General features: G+C 60.2%; 12 protein-coding genes. 8 read left to right on the top strand and 4 right to left on the bottom strand.

Annotation, left to right across the window (positions count from 1 at the left end; genetic code table 11):
* Nucleotides 1–346 precede the first annotated feature (346 nt).
* The 3 genes from CLV45_RS22375 to CLV45_RS22385 all read left to right on the top strand — a co-directional run bounded on the left by CLV45_RS22375 (nucleotide 347) and on the right by CLV45_RS22385 (nucleotide 4,482).
* The gene (locus CLV45_RS22375) at nucleotides 347–976 is read left to right on the top strand and encodes a hypothetical protein (protein ID WP_100338707.1); all 630 of its coding nucleotides are present in this window, start codon (nucleotides 347–349) and stop codon (nucleotides 974–976) included.
* 132 nt (nucleotides 977–1,108) lie between these two features.
* Nucleotides 1,109–3,994 carry an excinuclease ABC subunit UvrA gene (gene uvrA / locus CLV45_RS22380; protein WP_100338708.1) on the top strand — a complete coding sequence of 962 codons (2,886 nt, stop codon included), beginning with the start codon at nucleotides 1,109–1,111 and terminating at the stop codon, nucleotides 3,992–3,994.
* A gap of 74 nt (nucleotides 3,995–4,068) precedes the next feature.
* Nucleotides 4,069–4,482 carry a DUF2251 domain-containing protein gene (locus CLV45_RS22385; RefSeq protein ID WP_100338709.1) on the top strand — a complete coding sequence of 138 codons (414 nt, stop codon included), beginning with the start codon at nucleotides 4,069–4,071 and terminating at the stop codon, nucleotides 4,480–4,482.
* A 133-nt stretch (nucleotides 4,483–4,615) separates the two neighbouring features.
* Here CLV45_RS22385 and CLV45_RS22390 read toward each other — a convergent pair whose 3' ends face one another.
* Together CLV45_RS22390 and CLV45_RS22395 are read right to left on the bottom strand one after the other, a co-directional pair.
* Nucleotides 4,616–5,755 carry a PepSY-associated TM helix domain-containing protein gene (locus CLV45_RS22390; protein WP_100338710.1) on the bottom strand — a complete coding sequence of 380 codons (1,140 nt, stop codon included), beginning with the start codon at nucleotides 5,753–5,755 and terminating at the stop codon, nucleotides 4,616–4,618.
* A 105-nt stretch (nucleotides 5,756–5,860) separates the two neighbouring features.
* Nucleotides 5,861–8,332, bottom strand: a complete 2,472-nt coding sequence (locus CLV45_RS22395) for a TonB-dependent receptor (RefSeq protein ID WP_245882958.1) — start codon at nucleotides 8,330–8,332, stop codon at nucleotides 5,861–5,863.
* Between the two features lie 183 nt (nucleotides 8,333–8,515).
* Here CLV45_RS22395 and CLV45_RS22400 point away from each other — a divergent pair, with 183 nt between their 5' ends.
* The 3 genes from CLV45_RS22400 (at nucleotide 8,516) to CLV45_RS22410 (ending at nucleotide 10,698) form a co-directional block, all read left to right on the top strand.
* Nucleotides 8,516–9,313: a tryptophan-rich sensory protein gene (locus CLV45_RS22400; protein ID WP_100338712.1), complete on the top strand. Its 798-nt coding sequence runs from the start codon at nucleotides 8,516–8,518 to the stop codon at nucleotides 9,311–9,313.
* Between the two features lie 111 nt (nucleotides 9,314–9,424).
* Nucleotides 9,425–10,189, top strand: a complete 765-nt coding sequence (tpiA, locus tag CLV45_RS22405) for a triose-phosphate isomerase (protein WP_100338713.1) — start codon at nucleotides 9,425–9,427, stop codon at nucleotides 10,187–10,189.
* A gap of 122 nt (nucleotides 10,190–10,311) precedes the next feature.
* Nucleotides 10,312–10,698 carry a DUF6150 family protein gene (locus CLV45_RS22410; protein ID WP_245882959.1) on the top strand — a complete coding sequence of 129 codons (387 nt, stop codon included), beginning with the start codon at nucleotides 10,312–10,314 and terminating at the stop codon, nucleotides 10,696–10,698.
* Between the two features lie 69 nt (nucleotides 10,699–10,767).
* Here the strand turns inward: CLV45_RS22410 and CLV45_RS22415 are convergent, their stop codons facing one another.
* Together CLV45_RS22415 and CLV45_RS22420 are read right to left on the bottom strand one after the other, a co-directional pair.
* Complete coding sequence (locus CLV45_RS22415) at nucleotides 10,768–11,088, bottom strand: OmpA family protein (protein ID WP_100338714.1); 321 nt, start codon at nucleotides 11,086–11,088, stop codon at nucleotides 10,768–10,770.
* Nucleotides 11,089–11,108: 20 nt separating this feature from the next.
* Nucleotides 11,109–11,822, bottom strand: coding sequence for a hypothetical protein (locus CLV45_RS22420; protein ID WP_157807732.1), 714 nt, complete (start codon nucleotides 11,820–11,822; stop codon nucleotides 11,109–11,111).
* Between the two features lie 256 nt (nucleotides 11,823–12,078).
* Between CLV45_RS22420 and prmA the strand changes: the two genes are divergently transcribed.
* Nucleotides 12,079–12,909 (top strand): 50S ribosomal protein L11 methyltransferase, encoded by an 831-nt coding sequence (prmA, locus tag CLV45_RS22425; RefSeq protein WP_100338716.1) that lies wholly within the window; start codon nucleotides 12,079–12,081, stop codon nucleotides 12,907–12,909.
* A gap of 29 nt (nucleotides 12,910–12,938) precedes the next feature.
* Nucleotides 12,939–18,215, top strand: a complete 5,277-nt coding sequence (locus CLV45_RS22430) for a hypothetical protein (protein ID WP_157807733.1) — start codon at nucleotides 12,939–12,941, stop codon at nucleotides 18,213–18,215.
* Nucleotides 18,216–18,314: the final 99 nt, after the last annotated feature.

An 18,314-nucleotide genomic window follows, 5' to 3' on the forward strand; every position in this document is an offset into this window, starting at 1 on the left:
GGAAGGAGAGAGCCCCGAAAATACCAAACTTACGCGACTCTGCCCGCAGAAGATTCAGGAGCTGAACGGTAGGGTCTTTTATAGTAAAAGCAATATTTAAGCCCGTATTGGGTTAAAAAGATAGCCTGGGCAAACTGCTGCCGGGCTGCTCAGGGTATCGGGTATGCATAATAAATTGGGCCCGTGGGCGCTGGTAGTTCTGGGGTTGGGCAGTTGCCAAACGTCTTTTGAGCAAGCACCCGGGCAAGCGCCGCTCGCGCAGTTTAAATTACCCCTTATTCAGCAACCCCCGCAGCCCCCGCCGGCGCCGCTTCAGGTCGACAGTATCCGGGCGGTAGCGCATCGTTTGGTTGGCCGCTTCAGCTTTGCCAACCGCCTCAACCTGCAGAAGCCCGACAGCCTGGGAGCCGACCGGTACGAGTTGGATTCGGGGCAGCCCTTCCGCTGGGCCGACAGCCTGAACACGGACGGCTTGGAGCTTATTGCCGATTATCAGACCTCCCTGCCGTTCCGGGAGTCGGGCGAGTTGCCGGCTCGGCTGGTGTATCCCGTCTACATCGTTAATTCGACGCCCCGGGCCAAGCTTTTGTGCGGCAAGGATTCCTGGACCTACGCTATTCAGGAAGCCAGGGACCGTACCGGCCAGTGGCGGCCCATCGAGAGCAAAGGCCCGGAGTCCTGTGGCAACGGGGAGTGGATCCTGAAAATAAGGCCCCGGCAAATGGTCGTGCTGCTGGTCGATAAGTACCAGGGCAGCTTCAAAACCCGGCTGCGGCTGCGCCTTAGCAATGGAAACAGCCAGTATGTCTCGGCGGCGTATGAAGGCTGGATAAGCGAAACTCAGTTTCTGCCTACCCAACGGGAAAGGCGGCTGCTGGCGAAAGACAAGCTAGCCGTGGCCGGTTTGTACTACGGCGCTCTGCCCGCCCTGATTGATTCGCTCGATCTGCGGGAGCGTCAGACTCCCCACAACTAGCGGGGCTCGGGGGGCTACCGCCCAACTAACTTTCCCCGTGGGGCAACAAACCTGCCCTCCGTCGCCGTACCTTCGTTGGTCTAATTGCGGGGGCGGAAACCTTACGGGCCGCCTCGGCTGTTTACCGTTTCTATGGCCCAAGATTCTTTACAAGTAGCCGCCCCCGCGGCCGACCCGACTGACCAGCTCGACCCGCGCGAGTTCATTCTGATCAAGAATGCCCGGGTGCATAACCTCAAAAACCTCAGCGTGGCGTTGCCCCGCAACAAGTTTATCGTCGTCACGGGCCTCTCGGGCTCGGGCAAGTCGAGCCTGGCCTTCGACACGCTGTATGCCGAGGGGCAGCGCATGTACGTGGAGAGCCTGAGCTCCTACGCCCGGCAGTTTCTGGGCCGCATGGACAAGCCCGACGTGGACTACATTCGCGGTATTTCGCCGGCCATTGCCATCGAGCAAAAGGTCAGTATTAAGAACAACCGCTCCACCGTCGGGACCAGCACCGAGATTTACGACTACCTCAAGCTGCTCTTCGCCCGGGTAGGCCGCACCTTTTCGCCCGTTAGCGGCGAGCAGGTGCGCAAGGACACCGTGGCCGACGTCGTCGATTACCTCTTCGGCCTGGAAGACGGCACCCGTGCCACGATTCTGGCCCCGCTGCTGCCTTCCGAGGAAGGCCGGCCCATGAGCAAGGAGCTGGATTTGCTGCTGCAGAAAGGCTACAGCCGGGTGGTCATCAACGGCGACGAAACGGCCTTTATCGAAGACCTGATTGGCGAAGGCAAGCCCGAAGTGAAGGGTGAGGTCTACATCATGATTGACCGGGCCGTTATCCGCCCCGGCGACGAAGACCTGCAATTCCGCCTTTCCGACTCGGTGCAAACCGCGTTTTTCGAGGGGCACGGCGAGTTAGTTGTTCGTTGTCAGTTGCCAGTTGCTAGTGAGCAGAACAACCCAACAACGGACAACGAACAATTAATAACTAGACGCTTCTCCGACCGGTTTGAGCTGGACGGCATGGTGTTCGAGGAGCCCAACGTCAACTTCTTCTCCTTCAACAACCCCTACGGCGCCTGCCAGACCTGCGAAGGGTTCGGCTCGGTCTTGGGCATTGATGAGGATTTGGTCATTCCTGACAAGAGCCTGACCGTGTACGAGGGCGCCATTGCCCCCTGGCGCACCGACAAGCAGAGCGAATGGCTAAAGCCGTTGCTCAAAAACGGCATCCGCTTCGACTTCCCCATTCACCGGCCCTACAACGAGCTGAGCGAAGCCGAGCGCACCCTGCTCTGGAAAGGCAACAAGTACTTCGAGGGCCTCGACGAGTACTTTAAGTGGGTGAGTACCCAAACCCACAAAATCCAGTACCGGGTGCTGCAAAGCCGCTACCGGGGCCGCACCACCTGCCCCGACTGCCGCGGCACCCGCCTGCGCAAAGACGCCCAGTACGTTAAAATCCAGGACCAAAGCATCACCGATATCGTGCTGCTGCCCATCAGCAAGGCCCTCGACTTCTTCGAAAATCTGTCGTTGACGGAGCACGAAATGAAAGTGGCCGAGCGCCTGAGCACGGAAATCACCAACCGCCTGGGCTACCTCAACCGCGTGGGTCTGGGCTACCTGACTCTGAACCGGCTGAGCAGCACGCTCTCCGGCGGCGAGAGTCAGCGGATTTCGTTGGCTACTTCGCTCGGCTCGGCCCTGGTAGGCTCCATGTACATCCTCGATGAGCCCAGCATCGGCCTGCACCCCAAGGACGCCGAGCAGCTCATCGGCGTGCTACGCTCCTTGCAGAAGCTCGGCAACACCGTGATTGTGGTGGAGCACGAGGAGAAGATGATGGAGGAGGCCGACCAGATTATCGACATCGGCCCCGAGGCCGGCTCCGGCGGCGGCCACCTGATGTTCCAGGGCACGTATCCTGAGATTCTCAAGAACACCACCACCTACACCGGCAAGTACCTCAGCGGCGCTATGGAGGTGAAGGTACCCCAGATCCGGCGGCCCTGGCGCAACGCGCTGGAAGTAACCGGCGCCCGGGAAAACAACCTGAAAAACGTCAACGCCAAGTTTCCGCTGGGCGTGATGACCGTGGTAACCGGCGTGTCGGGCTCGGGCAAGTCGACGCTGGTGAAGCGCATTCTGGCGCCGGCCGTGGCCAAGCAGCTCGGCGGTGGGGCCGGGGAAGCCACCGGCAAATTCGACCGGCTGATGGGCGTGCAGGGCCAGGTGTCGCACGTCGAGTTCGTGGACCAGAACCCCATCGGCAAGAGCAGCCGCTCCAACCCGGTGACCTACGTAAAGGCCTACGACGCCATCCGGACGCTGTTTTCGGACCAGCCCCTGGCCAAGGCCCGGGGGCTGAAACCTTCCCACTTTTCGTTCAACATCGAAGGGGGCCGCTGCGAGGTGTGCCAGGGCGAAGGCCAGGTCAAGATTGAAATGCAGTTCATGGCCGATATCTATTTGACCTGTGAAAGCTGCGGCGGCCGCAAGTTCAAGCAGGATATTCTGGACGTGAAATTCCAGGACAAAGGCATCGACGACGTGCTGGAAATGACCGTGGCCGACGCCGTGGAGTTCTTCAAAGGCCAGCCCAAAGTAGCCGAGCGCCTCAAGCCGCTCGACGACGTGGGGCTGGGCTACATCCGCCTGGGGCAGTCGGCCAACACCCTCTCGGGCGGGGAGGCCCAGCGCGTCAAGCTGGCTTCCTTCCTGACCAAGGGCGCCACGCTGCAGCAGGATAAAATCCTGTTCATCTTCGACGAGCCCAGCACCGGCCTGCACTTCCACGACATTGCCAAGCTGCTCAAGGCCCTCAACGCCCTCATTGAGCAAGGCAACTCGGTGCTCATCATCGAGCACAACATGGACATCATCAAGTGCGCCGACTGGATTATTGACCTGGGCCCCGAGGGCGGTACCAACGGCGGCCACCTGCTGTTTGAAGGCACGCCCGAGGACATGCTGGCCCTCAAGGACACCAACCACACGGCCCGCTTCCTGGCCGAAAAGCTGTAAGCCCCACCGCGTGAGTTTGCCGTAAAAACCAAAAGAGCCGCCCGTAAGGCGGCTCTTTTTACGTAAGATTGACCATGATACTAGGTGCCGAAGAACAAATCAACGTAGGGCAGCCCGAGCCGGGCCAGGAAAACCAGCTCATTAGCAGCACGGCCGCCGGCCACGAGTTCGAAGTCATGTTTGAGGACGACGGCGAAACGGGCTACCTCTACGCCCTGCGCAACGGCGACGAGCTGGAAATCCTCGACGCCCTGCACATCTATAATGTGGAAGACGTGCAGGACCGCGAAACGCCCGTGACAGTGCAGGTTTTCTGGGACGTGGCCCAAACCACCGCGGCCCTCATCATTGCCGGCTACTGCCACGCCCTCTACGACTTTCAGCGGCAAATGGGCTTTTGCCGCAACGCCTTCCCGCCCGCCAAAAACGGCCAGGCCGGCTCCCGGGAGCTGACCGACGAGCTAGTGGAAAAGTACTTCGCCGCCTGATTCTGCTTCGTTGAACGATGTAGAGACGCATACTTGCGTCTCCGTCGTTGTTAAGTCTCCGTCGTTGTTAAGCGTTGTTTAATCCAAGACGACGGTTGTTCAACGACAAGACGCAAATATGCGTCTCTACAGATCAGACAGTGGCTGCCTTACTCCGCTGCTTCTTGGGCTTCTTGCGCCGGCCCCACCACACCATAAAGCCCGTGACGGGCAGGCTGGCCGAAATCAGGCTACCCAGGAAAGCCAGGATTTTGCCGCCCAGGCCCAGTACCTGCCCCGTGTGCAGGTCGTAGTTCACGTCGGCCATCTTCTGGCCGTTGCTTTTGCTGCTGTGCGGAATGCTTTTCAGCAGCTGGCCCGACACGGGGTGGAAGTAGTACTCGTCGCGGTGGTAGTAGTACAGGGCCCGCTCGTAGGCAATGCTGTACACGGGTTGCTTGGGTGACGTGGGCAAGCCCAGGAAAATCATCTTGGCCGCGGGGGAGCCGCGCCGGATCTGCTGGTACAAAACGTCGGCCACGGGCTGGGGCGCGGCGGCTACGGTTTGCAACGTGTCCACCGTCGGCGGCGTTTTCTCTGCCGGATACTCCTGGCCGGCATTGCTGACGAAGTACACCGACTTCATCACCCACTCAAAGCTCATCATCAGCCCCGTCAAGGCCAGAATAAGGGCAATGCTGGCCGCGTAGAAGCCCAGCACGTTGTGCAAATCGTAGTTGACGCGCCGCCACCGGGCGCCCCACTTGATGGTGAAGCTGCGCTTCCGGTCGGTTTTGCGCTTGGGCCACCACAGAATAATGCCCGTAATCAGCATCACCACGAACACCAGCACCGAAATGCCCACCACTGTTCCTCCGATTTCCTCGGGCAGCAGCAAGTACATGTGGAGGGCCTGGATGATGGAGAAAAAGTCTTTCCGCAGGTCCAGATGGCCCAATTCCTGACCCGTGTAGGGATTCAAGGCGGTAGCAAAGTAAGTGCCCTGCTTATCAGTAGTATATAACACCGCCGAGCGGTCGGGGCCCATCAGCATAAAGAAGGCGGGCTTCAGCCCCGGGTGATTGTGCTCGACCACCGCCTGCAGGCGGGAGGGCAGCAGCAGCTCCGTGGGCTGGGCCGGCACCTCCACCTTGCGCCACGCCTGCGTCGCATCCCGGATTTCGTCCTGAAACGTGAAGATGGCCCCGGTCAAGCTCACAATGAACACGACCAGCCCGGTGGAAAGCCCGAGCCAGAGGTGCAGTGTGCCGACAGCTTTCCTGAAGGTGGTCATGGTGCGAGAGGTGGTACTAGGCGTAAAAAATTGTTAACCACAACAAAAAGAACGTCATGCTTGATCTGGCGGCCGCCAGATCAAGCATGAGGGTGGTTCCAGCCTTTAGAACTTATACGCCACGCTGCCCACGATGCTGCGCAGCTTTTGAGGGCTGACGGTGGTGTAGCCCACCCAGTACTTCTGGTCGGTCAGGTTGTCTACTTTGGCCGAAATCCGGTACCGGGGCTGGTCGTAGAAGGCCGAGGCGTTGAGTACGGTGTAGCTGGGCAGCGTGAAGGTGCCGGCCGTCGTGTTCTGCACCTTGTTTTCACTGGCGTAGTTGCCCCCGATGCCGAAGCCCAGGCCTTGCAGCAGGCCTTCGGGCAAACGGTAGCTCAGCCACAGGTTGGCCAGGTAGGGGGAAGAGGCCGTGTTGGGCCGCAGGCCGTTCACGGCTTCGGCGGCCTTCTCCAGCTTCGAGTCGTTGTAGCTAAAGCCGGCCACGGCATTGAAGCCCACGAAAGGGTTGGCAATCAAACTTACCTCGACGCCCTTGCTGACCTGGGTGCCGTCCTGGGTTTGGGCCCCGGGCACGGTCAGGGTCGGCGTGGTGCGCAGCAAATCCTTCACCCGAATATCGTAGTAGCTCACCGTAGCGCTGATTTTGCCGTCGGCCGCGTCCAGCTTCACGCCGCCTTCCACCTGGTTGGCCCGCTCGGGCTTGGCCCGCTGCTGCTGGTTGTTGACGTCAATGTAGGGGCCATTCTGGTTGTTGAAGCTGTTCTGGTAGTTGGCAAAGAGCGACACCCGGTTCAGCACCGGCTGAAACACCACGCCCAGCTTGGGCGACAGGTTCGTTTGCCCGTACGCGTCTACCGGCCCGTACAGAATTCCGCCTTTGTTGTCGTAGTGGTCGAGGCGTAGGGCGGCCAGCACGCTGAGGTGCTCGGTCAGGTTCAGCACATCCGAGAGAAAGGCGCTGTAGGTGTTCGACTTAACGTTGTTGATGTACGCGGCCGGAGCCTGCCGGGCGTAGAAAGCTTCCACGTTGGCGCCGTTGAAGGCCGAGTAGTCGTAGTTGGGCTGGTTGAGCGGCACGGTATCCACGATGCCCCCGAAGAACTTGATGTTGTTGTCGAGCCGCAGAAAGTCCAGGCCCAGCACCACCCGGTTGCGCAGGTTGCCCAGCAGGAAGTCGCCGTTGAAGAGCTGCTGCACCTCGTAAGTGTTCAGCGTGCTGTTGCGCGTCGACTGGTCGGCCCGAATCAAGGAGTGCATGCCGGGGGCAGGCACCGGGGTGCCTTTCTTGGCCAGGGCCGCATCCGAAATCAGGTAGAAGTAAGGCCCAAAACCGTCGGAGAAGCTTTGGCCGGCGCTCAGGTTGGTCGAGGAAGTGAAGGCGGAAGATAGCCGGTAGTTGACCTGCCCGAAGACGTTGGCACTGCGCGAGCTTTGCACCAGGCCGTTGCCGGCGTAGGATTTGCGGTAGTCGAAAGGCAGGTCTTCGGCCCGCGACACGCCCAGCTCAGCCACCGGCGAGTAGAAAAAGAACAGCTGTTTGCCCATGTTCTGGCCCTGCATCAGCTCCGCGTCCAGGTTGATGGTCAGCCGCTCGGTGGGGCGGAAGGTCAGGCTCGGAGCCACGGCCACGTTGCGGCTGAAGCCCTTGTCCTGAAAGCTGTCCTCGTACTGATAGGCCGTGCTCAAACGAAACGCCAGCGTCTTGGGCCGGTCGGCCGGGGCGTTGGGGTCCACCAGGTTTACGTCGGCGCTGAGGCGGTGAAAGCCGTAGCTGCCGCCGGCCACGTTGATTTCGCCCCCGAACGTGTCGTAGGGCTTCTTCGTGACGCGGTTCATCAGGCCGCCGTACGACGTCAGAGCGCTGCCAAAGAGCGTGGCCGACGGACCCTTGATTACTTCGAGCCGCTCCAGGTTTACCGCGTCGATGTCGCTGGTTACGCTGCCCACAATCCCGTTGCGCAGCCGGCTTTGCAGAATATAGCCGCGGCTGTTGTAAAACCCGCCCCCGTCGCCGGCCCGGCCGGTGGCGTCCCACATCCGCTGCAGGCCCGGGGCGTTGCGCACGGCGTCATCCACCGAAAATACCAGCTGTTCGCTGAGCAGCTCCTTGCCAATGCTGCTGTACACCTGCGGATTCTCCAGGTTTTTGAGCGGCATTTTGCCCACGTACTCCGATTCGCGGCGCACAAATTTATTGGTGCCCTGGCCTTCGACCACCACTTCGCTCAACTGTTCGGTGCTTTCGGTGAGCACGAAGTTCTGGGTGCTGGTTTCGCCCGCCGCCAGCTTCACGCGCCGCTCCTGGGTGTCAAAGCCCACCAGGCGCACGCTCAGCGAATACTGGCCGGCCGCCAGATTGGCGATTTGAAAATTGCCTTCCGCATCGGTATTGGCGCCCAGGGCCGTGCCTTTGACACCCACCCCGGCGCCCACCACCGGCTGCCCCGCCGGGGTGGTTACTCGGCCCTGAATGGTGGCGTTCTGACCCTGCACGGTCAGGGTTAGTAAGGAAAGTAAAAGGGTAAATATGGTCAGGGCCAATTGGCGGCTCTGGGGCATACGGGGTTGTTGCATGAGAGTAAGAATTGAGTAGAACGCCGCAAAACTCCGCAGGGATTCCGGGCAATGCAAGTTTATTTAGACGAATTATAAATAATATTTAGAATTGATCCAGATTACGCTAAATCTGAGTTGATTAATATTTCGTAGGTTTCGTACAATACTCACCTCTAGCGGGGCGCATTGCCTTTCTACTCGATGGAAATCACTGGTTCAGCCGTGCGCTCCCGCTCCCGGTCATCTGTTCCCACTTGGCGCTGGCTGGCGGCGCTGAGCATTTTCGGCAACATTGCCCTGAACTACTGGGCCAATACCCATCCGTTCAACGACCAGACCATGGGCGCCGTCTCGGCGCAGTATCCTACGCTGCTTACCCCGGCCGGCTACACGTTCAGCATCTGGGGACTTATTTTCCTGGCCCTAGCAGGCTATGCCGTCTGGCAACTGCTGCCGACCCAGCGCAATCTGTACCTGGCCGGCTACGTAGCTCGGCCCCTGACGGTCGCCAGCGTGGCTACGGCCGTCTGGGTAGTGCTTTTCGCCTACCATCTCATCGAAATCAGTGCTGTGGTAATGCTCGTTATCCTCGGCACGCTAATTATGGTGTACAGCCGGGCGCGTCGCCTGGTGCTGGAGCGTAAAGCGCCGCGCTGGTCCAGCATTCCTTTTTCGCTCTACCTGGGTTGGATATCCGTGGCTACCGTCGTCAACGTGACGATTGGACTGCAGCAGCACCTGTGGCGCGCCGATACGGCCATTTCCGTAATGCTCACGCTGCTGCTGCTGGCCGCCATTGTGGGGCTGGCCGTGGCTATCAGCTACGCCGCCCGGGACCTGGTTTTTCCGTTGGTTGTGACCTGGGCTCTGCTGGGAATCTGGGTGGCCCAGCGGGTTGAGTACCCGGAGCTGGGCTGGGTGGCGCTGGCCGGCGCCGGCATTTCGGCCGTAGCGGGCGTGGCCCTGAGTCTACGCAAAGTTAGCCGCCGCCGCGCCTAGCGGTTCGGGGCCGAGCAGCCATTTCGGGCTCGGCCGGCCGGCCGGCTTTTCGGTGCTCGAATTATCGTTTCTTTGCAGGCAAACGATTCATTCCTCTCCCAACCCTGATTTATGCGCAAGAATATCGTCGCCGGCAACTGGAAAATGAACATGACCTACCAGGACGGCCTGGCCCTGGTTTCGGAAATCACCAACATGGTAGCCGACGAAACTCTGGCTGCCAACGTGGAAGTGGTGATTGCGCCGCCCGCGCCGTTTCTGCACTCCATTGGCAAGCTGCTGACCGAAGGCGGCAAGATTCATCTGGGCGCCCAAAACTGCCACCAGAAGGAAAGCGGTGCTTACACCGGCGAAGTTTCGGCCCGGCAGCTGCAGTCGGTAGGGGTGGAGTACGTGATTCTGGGCCACTCTGAGCGGCGCCAGTATTTCGGCGAAGATGATGAGCTGCTCAGCCAGAAGCTCAAGGCCGTATTGGCCGCCGGCCTGAAGCCCATCTTCTGCATCGGCGAAACCCTGGAAACCCGGGAAGCCGACGAAACTTTCAATTTCCTGGCGGCCCAGCTCAAAAACGGCCTGTTTCACCTCTCCAATGAGGAGTTTGACCAGGTAGTCATTGCCTACGAACCCATCTGGGCCATTGGCACCGGCAAAACCGCCACCAGCCAGCAGGCCCAGGAAGTACACGCCTTTATCCGGGAGCAGATTGCCGGCGCCTACGACGCGGAAGCCGCCCTGAACACTACGATTCTCTACGGCGGCTCGGCCAACGCCCAGAATGCCCGGGAGCTGTTCAGCCAGCCCGACGTGGATGGCGGCCTGATCGGCGGAGCCTCGCTCAAGTCGCGCGACTTCACCGAGATTATCAAGTCGTTCTAACGAGTTTGAAGATTAGGGCGAAGAGCGTAGAACTTAGACTGCCGTCCGGGTGGTTGTAGCGGCACGTTTCTGGCTTATATCGGTTTCTCAGTTATACGTCCTGACTTCTCTGCTCCACAACTATGCTTGCTTCCTTACTGCTGTCCGGCTTCCTGGCTCTGAATCCGTTCCGGCCGGCACCGCCCGTGCCGTTTGTGGCTTCGGCCGCCGTACCGCTCGGCTCCATCGACCCCTGCCTGATCTACGGCTCCATCTACCTCGAAACCGACCCCTACCGGCGCAGCTACTGCTTTGCCACGGTGTATCTGGAGCCCGAGGAAGCCTTTGCCGACCTGCTGGTGTACCAGGAAGACAACAAGCTCTTTGCCGATAAAGCCGGGTTCTGGTACCAGACGCCCACCCGCGACTTTGCCGACTACGTGCTCTTCGTAACGGATAAGCGCGCCCTGGCCGACTTCTACATTCACTACACCAAGTCCCGCTCGTTTGCCGGCTGCCGGAAGCAGTAAGGGAAGTTGTTACAAATCAAAAAGCCCGTTCCAAGCAGTTGGAACGGGCTTTTTAGTTGGCGCGCAGGCCTAGAGCTTCACTAATTCCACCCGGCGGTTCCGGGCCTTGCCCGCCTCGGTGCCGTTGTCGGCAATGGGTTTGTCGGGGCCGAAGCCGGCGGCCCGCAGGCGGCTACCGGCAATGGCTTGGCTGGTGAGGGCGGCTACCACGGCTTGGGCCCGGGCTTCGGACAGCTGCCGGTTGTGGGCTGCCGCGCCGGTATTGTCGGTGTGGCCTTCCACGGAGAGCCGCAGCGCCGGGTTCTGCTGGAGCAGCTTCACCACCTCCGCCACCGCCGCCTCCGACTCGGGCTTGATGCGGGCCTGGTCGGTGTCGAAGTTGACGTAGATGGAGGCTTTACCCTCGGTATCTAGTTTTTTTTTAGCTCCGTGGCGCCCACCACGCCGGCCTGCTGGGGCATGGCGGCCTTTTCGATGACGTTCAGTTGGTACTTATCATCCTCGGGCTGCACCTGCACCCACACTTCCTTGTCTTTCTGCCGGATAACGTACGTATCGACGGGGCGGTAGGTGCTGATGTGGTTGTTATGCTTGTTGTATTCCTGCTCACCAAAGGCAGTGACTGTTTCCTCCGGAACCTGGCCCGAGGCTACTTTCACCCCGCCCAGGCTGGTCACCAGGTTTTCGTAGTTGCGCTGCATCATTATTTCCGAAGCAGCTTTTTCGGAGTCGATTGGGCGGAAGTTGCGGGTCACGATTCGGCCCTCAACGGCTATGATCTTCTTGCCGTCATAAATGTAGGCACGGTCGAAGTCGAAGCCCGTACTGTCGCTGTCGTAGCCAATTTTGTAGCCTTTGAGCCGGCTCAGATAGGGCCAGGTGCCCAGGTTGGCGCTGGTAACCGGCACGGCGTTGATGTCGAAGGTGCCCGCCGGGGTGGTAGCCGCAGCTTCGGCCGGAGCCGCCGGAGCCGCCGGGGCAGCCTCCGCGGGGGCAGCGGCGGGTGTTTCGGTGGTAGCAGCGGCGTCGGTGGCGTCGGCTTCGGCCGTTTTGGCCTTGCAGCCGAATAGGGCCACGCTGCCCGCCACAGTAAGGCAGGCTACGGATAAGATAGTTCGTTTCATGTGGATTGAAAGGAATGGAACATGGCTGCCGGGAAATGGCGTGGTAAATAAACGAGTATTTATATTACTAAATATCCAAAGGTTGATTTCGGCGGCCCTGGCCCGTACTACCGGCCGGAACCGATCAGCTCCTGTTTGCTGTTGCCCAGCACTGGTAATAAGCAGCTTGGTTGTGGCGCACCGGTTTTTTCGTGCGAACTTGCCATCTTATTCACCAAAGCCTTTCGGGCTTTTCCCGCCTCAACAACTCAATAAGATGGATTTTGTAGAAGTACGCGTACAAGCCCCCCGTGAACTGGCCGATATTCTGGTAGCCGAACTGGCCGAAGTAGGCTACGACACCTTCGAGGACAACGACGAAGGCTTCTGCGCCTACATCGGGGAGGGCGACTTCAACCCCGACGCCGTGGCCGAAGTTATGGCCCGCTACGAAGGCCTGGGGGAGCTGGGCTACGAGCACCGCGTTATTACCCGCCAAAACTGGAATGCCGAGTGGGAGAAAAACTTCCAGCCCCTGATTATTGCCGACCGGGTTTCGGTGCGGGCGCCGTTTCACGAGAAGCCCGCGGGCCTGGAGTACGAAATCGTGATTATGCCGCGCATGTCCTTCGGCACCGGCCACCACGAAACTACGGCCCTGATGATTGAAAACCAGCTCGACATCGACCACAACGGCCAGCGGGTGCTGGATATGGGCTGCGGCACGGGCATTCTGGCCATCATGGCCGCGCACCTGGGCGCCCGGGAAGTGCTGGCCGTGGACGTGGAGCCCTGGACGGTGGAAAATGCCGCCGACAACGCTGCCGAAAATAACTGCACGAATATTGAGTGCCGTTTGGGCGGGGTAGAAGTGCTGGCCGGGGAGGCGCCGTTCGACATCATTCTGGCCAACATCAACCGCAACGTGCTGCTGGAGGACATGCACGCCTACGCAGCCTTGCTGCCCCAGGGGCGTCCCATCTTATTCAGTGGCTTTTACCAAGAGGATTTATCCAAGATTGAAGAGGAGGCAAAGAAACACGCATTAGTCTATCAATCACACCGAACCAAGAATAACTGGGTTTCGGCGATTTTCACGAAATTGTAGCCGTCTTAGTAGGCCTTGACGGAAAAAGTATGAAGCAACTTGCTTTTGGGTGGCTATGCGCGGTGGTGTTGGGACTAAGTACCCCCGCCTGGGCCCAACAACCGAAAACTCCCTCCAAACAGCCGGCCACCGCGCCGGCTGCGCCAGTATTGCCCAAATTCACGGGTAAGCTGTCCAAGGAGCCCGCCCAGTTTATCATCGACGTGCAGTCGATGATGGTGGCGGCCAACAACGCCCAGGCCAAAGCCGTGGGCGCCAAGCTGCAGCAGCTCTGGGCCAGCAATAAGCTCACGGCTACCCAGCAGGGCCGCATTGTGGAGATTTCCCAGCAGATGCTGCTGCGCAAATACAAGCCCCACCCCGCCATTGAAGGCTTCTTCCAGGGCATCGTGGGCGGGGCTACCGTGCAGAACTTCTCCGATCAGCAGATGGACGAGTTTCTGGAAGTGGTGGTCAAGACCGTGAACCGGGAGCAGCTGGCCAACGCCGAGAAGTTCCTCGTCAGCGCCGGCCAGTTTCTGGATACCAAAACCCTGTATAAGTCGCGCTACAGTACCCTGCGCGCGGTGGGCGGCACGTTCAGCTTCGCTTACAACGAAACCGACATGCCCCAGCCCGCCCCGGCTCCGCGGCTGGCACCTGCTAACCCGGCTCCCGTCACGACGGGCCCGGCCCTGAACACCACCACGCCCGCCGCTAAGCCGGCCGCGAAGCCCGCACCCAAAAAGAAAAGCAGTGACGGCTGGGACACGGCCGACGTGTGGGACACCGGCAGCGACGACGGCTGGGGTACGCCCAAGAAAAAGCCGGTGGCCAAAGCACCAGCTAAAGGCACTGCCCCCGCCGCCGCTCCCGAGCCCGAGCCCACGCCCGAGCCAGCTGCTCCCTACTACGACAGCTACGTGGCCCCCGCTACCCGCGGCCCGGTGCTGCTGCTCAAAGACGCCGACCTGTTTATGGCCACCGCCGGCGACTCTATCTTCATCCGCAAAACCAGTGGGGTAGTGGTGCCCGGCACCAACCGCTTTATTGGCCGCGGCGGCCAGTACGTGTGGTCCATTAAGCAGAATCTGGTGACGGCCGACTTCGTCAACTACGACTTCGACATGAGCAAGGCGGAATTCACCGCTGAACCCGTCACGCTGACGTACCCGGCCGTGCTGGAAGCCCCCATTCAGGGCGCCTTCTCCTATAAGAGCGTCAAGAAGAAAACCGGCGCTACCGACACGGGCTACCCCCGCTTTATCTCGCTCACCAACGACGCCCGCGTCAAAAACATCGGCGAGAATATCCGCTACTTCGGGGGCTTCTCGCTGGCCGGCAGCCGCACGCTCTCGGCCTCGCTCGACGGCAGCCTCTCGCGCATCATCGTGGACGTGGACGGCAAAACCAAGTTCCGGGCTTCGTCGCGGGCCTACCTACTGGGCGACACGCTGATATCGGCCGACCGCGCTGCCGTGACCATCTTCCAGGACAAGAGCGACTCGCTGACTCATCCCGGGGTGAAGCTGCGCTACTCCAAAACCCGGCAGGTGCTGCAGCTGGCCCGTGAGGATGGCCTCTACAAAACCACGCCCTACACGGACTCTTACCACCAGATGGAAATTGCGACGGAGCTGCTGACCTGGCCGCTCAAGACGCCCTACATCAACCTGGCCATCCTGACGGCCAAAAACCAGGTGACGGCCAATTTTGAATCCCGCGAATTCTACACCAACACCCGCTACCAGCAAATTAAGGGCATCAACAAGCTCCACCCGCTGCAGATGGTGGTGGGTTACAGCCAGCAGAACGGCAACGTGAAAACCTTCACGGTGCAGGACGTGGCCAAGGCCCTCAACGTGAAGGAACCCAACGTGCGCTCGGCCGTGGCTGGCCTGGCCAAGGATGGCTACGTGCAGTGGAACCCCCAGACCGAACAGGTGGTGCTGCTGCCCAAGGCCATGCACTACGTGAATTCGTCGCGGGGCAAAAAGGACTACGACCACATTGCCATTCGCTCCTTGTCGCCCTCGGGCAAGAACGCCACGCTCAACCTGGCCACCAACGACCTGATTGTGCGCGGCGTGGACCGCTTCAACTTCTCCGACGACTCCGTGACGGTGTTTGTGAAGCCCGACAGCAGCGTTATCAAGATCCAGAAAAACCGCGGGGTGCTTTTCAACGGCACCGTGGTGGCCTCGGCCTTTATCTTCAAGGGTAAGGAGTTCAAGTTCGACTACGACGGCTTCTACGTGGACCTGGTCAAGATTGACTCCATCATTGTGAAGGGCAAAGGCTCGAAAGGCTCGGTGATGAAGGCCCGCAAGGAAACCGACTTCACCCTGACCAACAAGAACCGCAACTCGGCCGGCCGCCTCTACATCAACGCGCCCAACAACAAATCGGGCCGCAAGAAGCTGGGCGCCTTCCCCTCATTCGACGCTTCCACCGGGGCCTACGTGTTCTTCAACAAGCCCGAAGTACTGGGCGGGGCCTACGACACGACGATTTACTTCGACATTCCCCCGTTCAAGATTGACTCCCTCAATAACAAGAACCGCTCGGCCGTGGGCTTCAAGGGCACGTTCGTGTCGGGGAAGATTATGCCCGCCTTCAAGACCAAGCTCAGCCTGCAGGAAGACGGCTCCCTAGGCTTCGTGTACGACCTGCCCAAGGACGGCTTCCCGGTGTACGGGGGCAAGGCCCGGCTCTTCAACAAGGTGTCGATGAGCAACCGCGGTATTCAGGGCGTGGGCGAACTGAAGTACCTCACCGGCGACTTGTTTAGCGACCAGTTCATCTTCTACAAAGACTCGGTGGTGACGGTGGGCAAAACGGCCACTATTGCCCAGGGCCCGCTCAACGGGGTGGAATACGCCAAAGTCTCGCTTCTGCCGGGCTACCAGATGAAGTGGGTAACGGCCTCCGACTCCATGTACCTGAGCACCCAGCGCGACGGGCAGCCAATGAAGTTCTACGCCGGCGACTACAACTACAAGGGTACCGCCATCCTGACGCCCTCCGGCCTCTTCGGCGACGGCCGGATGGACGGCCCCCAGTCGTTTATCCGCTCCCGCCAGTTTGTGTTCAAGCCCAGCAGCTACTCGGGTAAGAAGTCAACGCTGAGCATCAAGTCGGCCGAGGCCAACAAGCCCGCCCTGACCGCCAACGAGGTAGCCTTCCAGTACAACATCAAGCAGGGCTACGCTGAATTTGCCCGCGAGGAAAACAGCAAGGCCAGCATCGATTTGCCCTACTCCGACTACCGCACCACGCTCAGCGGCGGTAAGTGGGACTTCAAGAAGAAAATCGTGCAGATGCGCGTAGCGGCCGGCGCCGACTCGTCGCGCTCCTACTTCTACTCGACCAAGCCCGAGCAGAAGGGCCTCAAGTTCCTGGCCAGCACCGGCCAGTATGACTTGAGCCGCTACCGCCTCATTGCCGGCGGCGTGCCCCACATTGCCTCCGCCGACGCCTGGATTGAGCCCGACAGCAACAAGGTCTACGTGCTGGCCGGGGCCCAGATGCGGGCCTTCCAGAACGCGCGCATCACGATGGACACCCTAGCCAAGTACCACAACCTGTACAAGGGTGAAATCAAGATTCAGTCGCGCACGTCCTTTATGGGCAACGCCCTGTACAGCTATAAAAACGCCTCGGCCGACTCCTTCGCCATCAAGTTTACCAACTTCGCCGTCGACTCGGCGGCGGTGCTGGGCGGTAAGGGCAAGGCCCTGGCCGGCAAGGGTGGGGCCAAGAGTATCCTGAAGAAGCGGGACGACGACGGGTCCCCGTTTGCCCCGCCCACCACGGCCGTAGCCACCATTCAGGCCACCGACAAGTTTCACCTCGCGCCCCGCATTGCCTACCGTGGGGCCGTGAACCTGAACTCCCAGAAACGGGGCTTCACCTTCGACGGGCAAAGCCGCCTGGAGTTCAGTAAGAACCAGGCCTCCTCCGAGTGGTTTGCCGTCCAGGATAGTATCGACCCCAAGGGTATCCGCATCAAGCTCAATGGGCCCAAAACCGACGACGGCACGCCCATGCTTACCGGTCTGTTCCTGTCCGATGCTACCGCCAAGGTCTACCCGCTGTTCGTGGCCGCCAAGCCCGGCATTACCGACATGAACATCTTCCAGGTAGACGGTACGCTGAGCTTCGACGCCAAGAAGGGCAACTACACCATCACCCGCAACGACCTGGCCGACCCCAACGTGTACGAGGGCAGCGTGCTGACCCTGCACGACTCGACCGGGGCCCTCGACTTCCGCGGCAAGGTGCAGCTGCTCAACTCCAACAAGGACTACAACGTGCAGTCGGCGGCCGTGGGCTATGCCAAGCCCGATAGCAGCATCTACCGCCTCGACACCTTCCTGACCTTCGACATCAACATGCCCGAAAAGGCCATTGAGGCTATGGGCACGGATATGGCCACCAACACCAAAGGCCTGACCGAAGCCCTCGACGGCTCTCCGGCCCTGATGTACAAGATGGGCGAATTCATCGGCAGCAAGGGCGTGCAGAACTACCTGGACCGGAAGGGCGGCTACACGCCGCTCCAGAAAGTGTCGCCCAAATTCCTGCACACCCTGGTGCTGAGCAAGGTGGACCTGCGCTGGTCGGAGAAGTTCAAGGCCTGGTACTCGGTGGGCAAGATTGGCCTGGTGAGCGTGGGCAAGAAGGACATCAACGCCCTGATTGACGGCTACATCGAAATCAAGAAGGAAACCACCGGCGACGCCGTGGAAATGTACCTGGAGGCCGAGCCCCAGACCTGGTACCACATCCGCTACTCCAACAACGTGCTGCTGACCAAGGCCCAGCACGGCTCCTACGACGAAATCATCGGCTTCAAGGCCAAGGGCGACTACAACACGGCCACCGAGTACGGTTTCTACCTCGGCGACGAGCAGGAAAAGGACCTCTTTACCCGCCACTTCCGCAAGGACTACCTCGGCGACAACAGCAAGCAGAAGGCCTCCTCGGCCCCGCCCAAGCCCGTAAGCACCGGCAACTTCGACTTCATGGAAGACAACAAGAAGAAGAAAAAGAAGGACAAGGATGCCGCCGTTGACGAAGCCAGCCAGCCCGCCGCCGATGCCCCGGTAGAAGATACCGGCAAGAAAAAGAAGAAGGACAAGGACGTTGTGGCCGACCCCGCCACGCCGCCGGTAGACGAGGGCAAGACGGCCGCCCAGATGAAAAAGGAAGACGCCGCCAAAGCCAAAGAGGCTGAGCGCCTCAAGAAGGAAGAAGAGAAAAAGGCCAAAGAGGCCGAGAAAAAGAAGAAGAAAGGCGAGGAGGACCCCTTCGGCGACTCCTAAGCTGCTCCCACTCTTCCCATCCGAATCAACAGCCCCGTCCCGGTTTCCGGGGCGGGGCTGTTGCGCTAAGAACAAAAGCGTAAGAACGTCCTGTCGAGC

Origin of the sequence: Hymenobacter chitinivorans DSM 11115 (assembly GCF_002797555.1) — a bacterium.
Classification (GTDB): domain Bacteria; phylum Bacteroidota; class Bacteroidia; order Cytophagales; family Hymenobacteraceae; genus Hymenobacter; species Hymenobacter chitinivorans.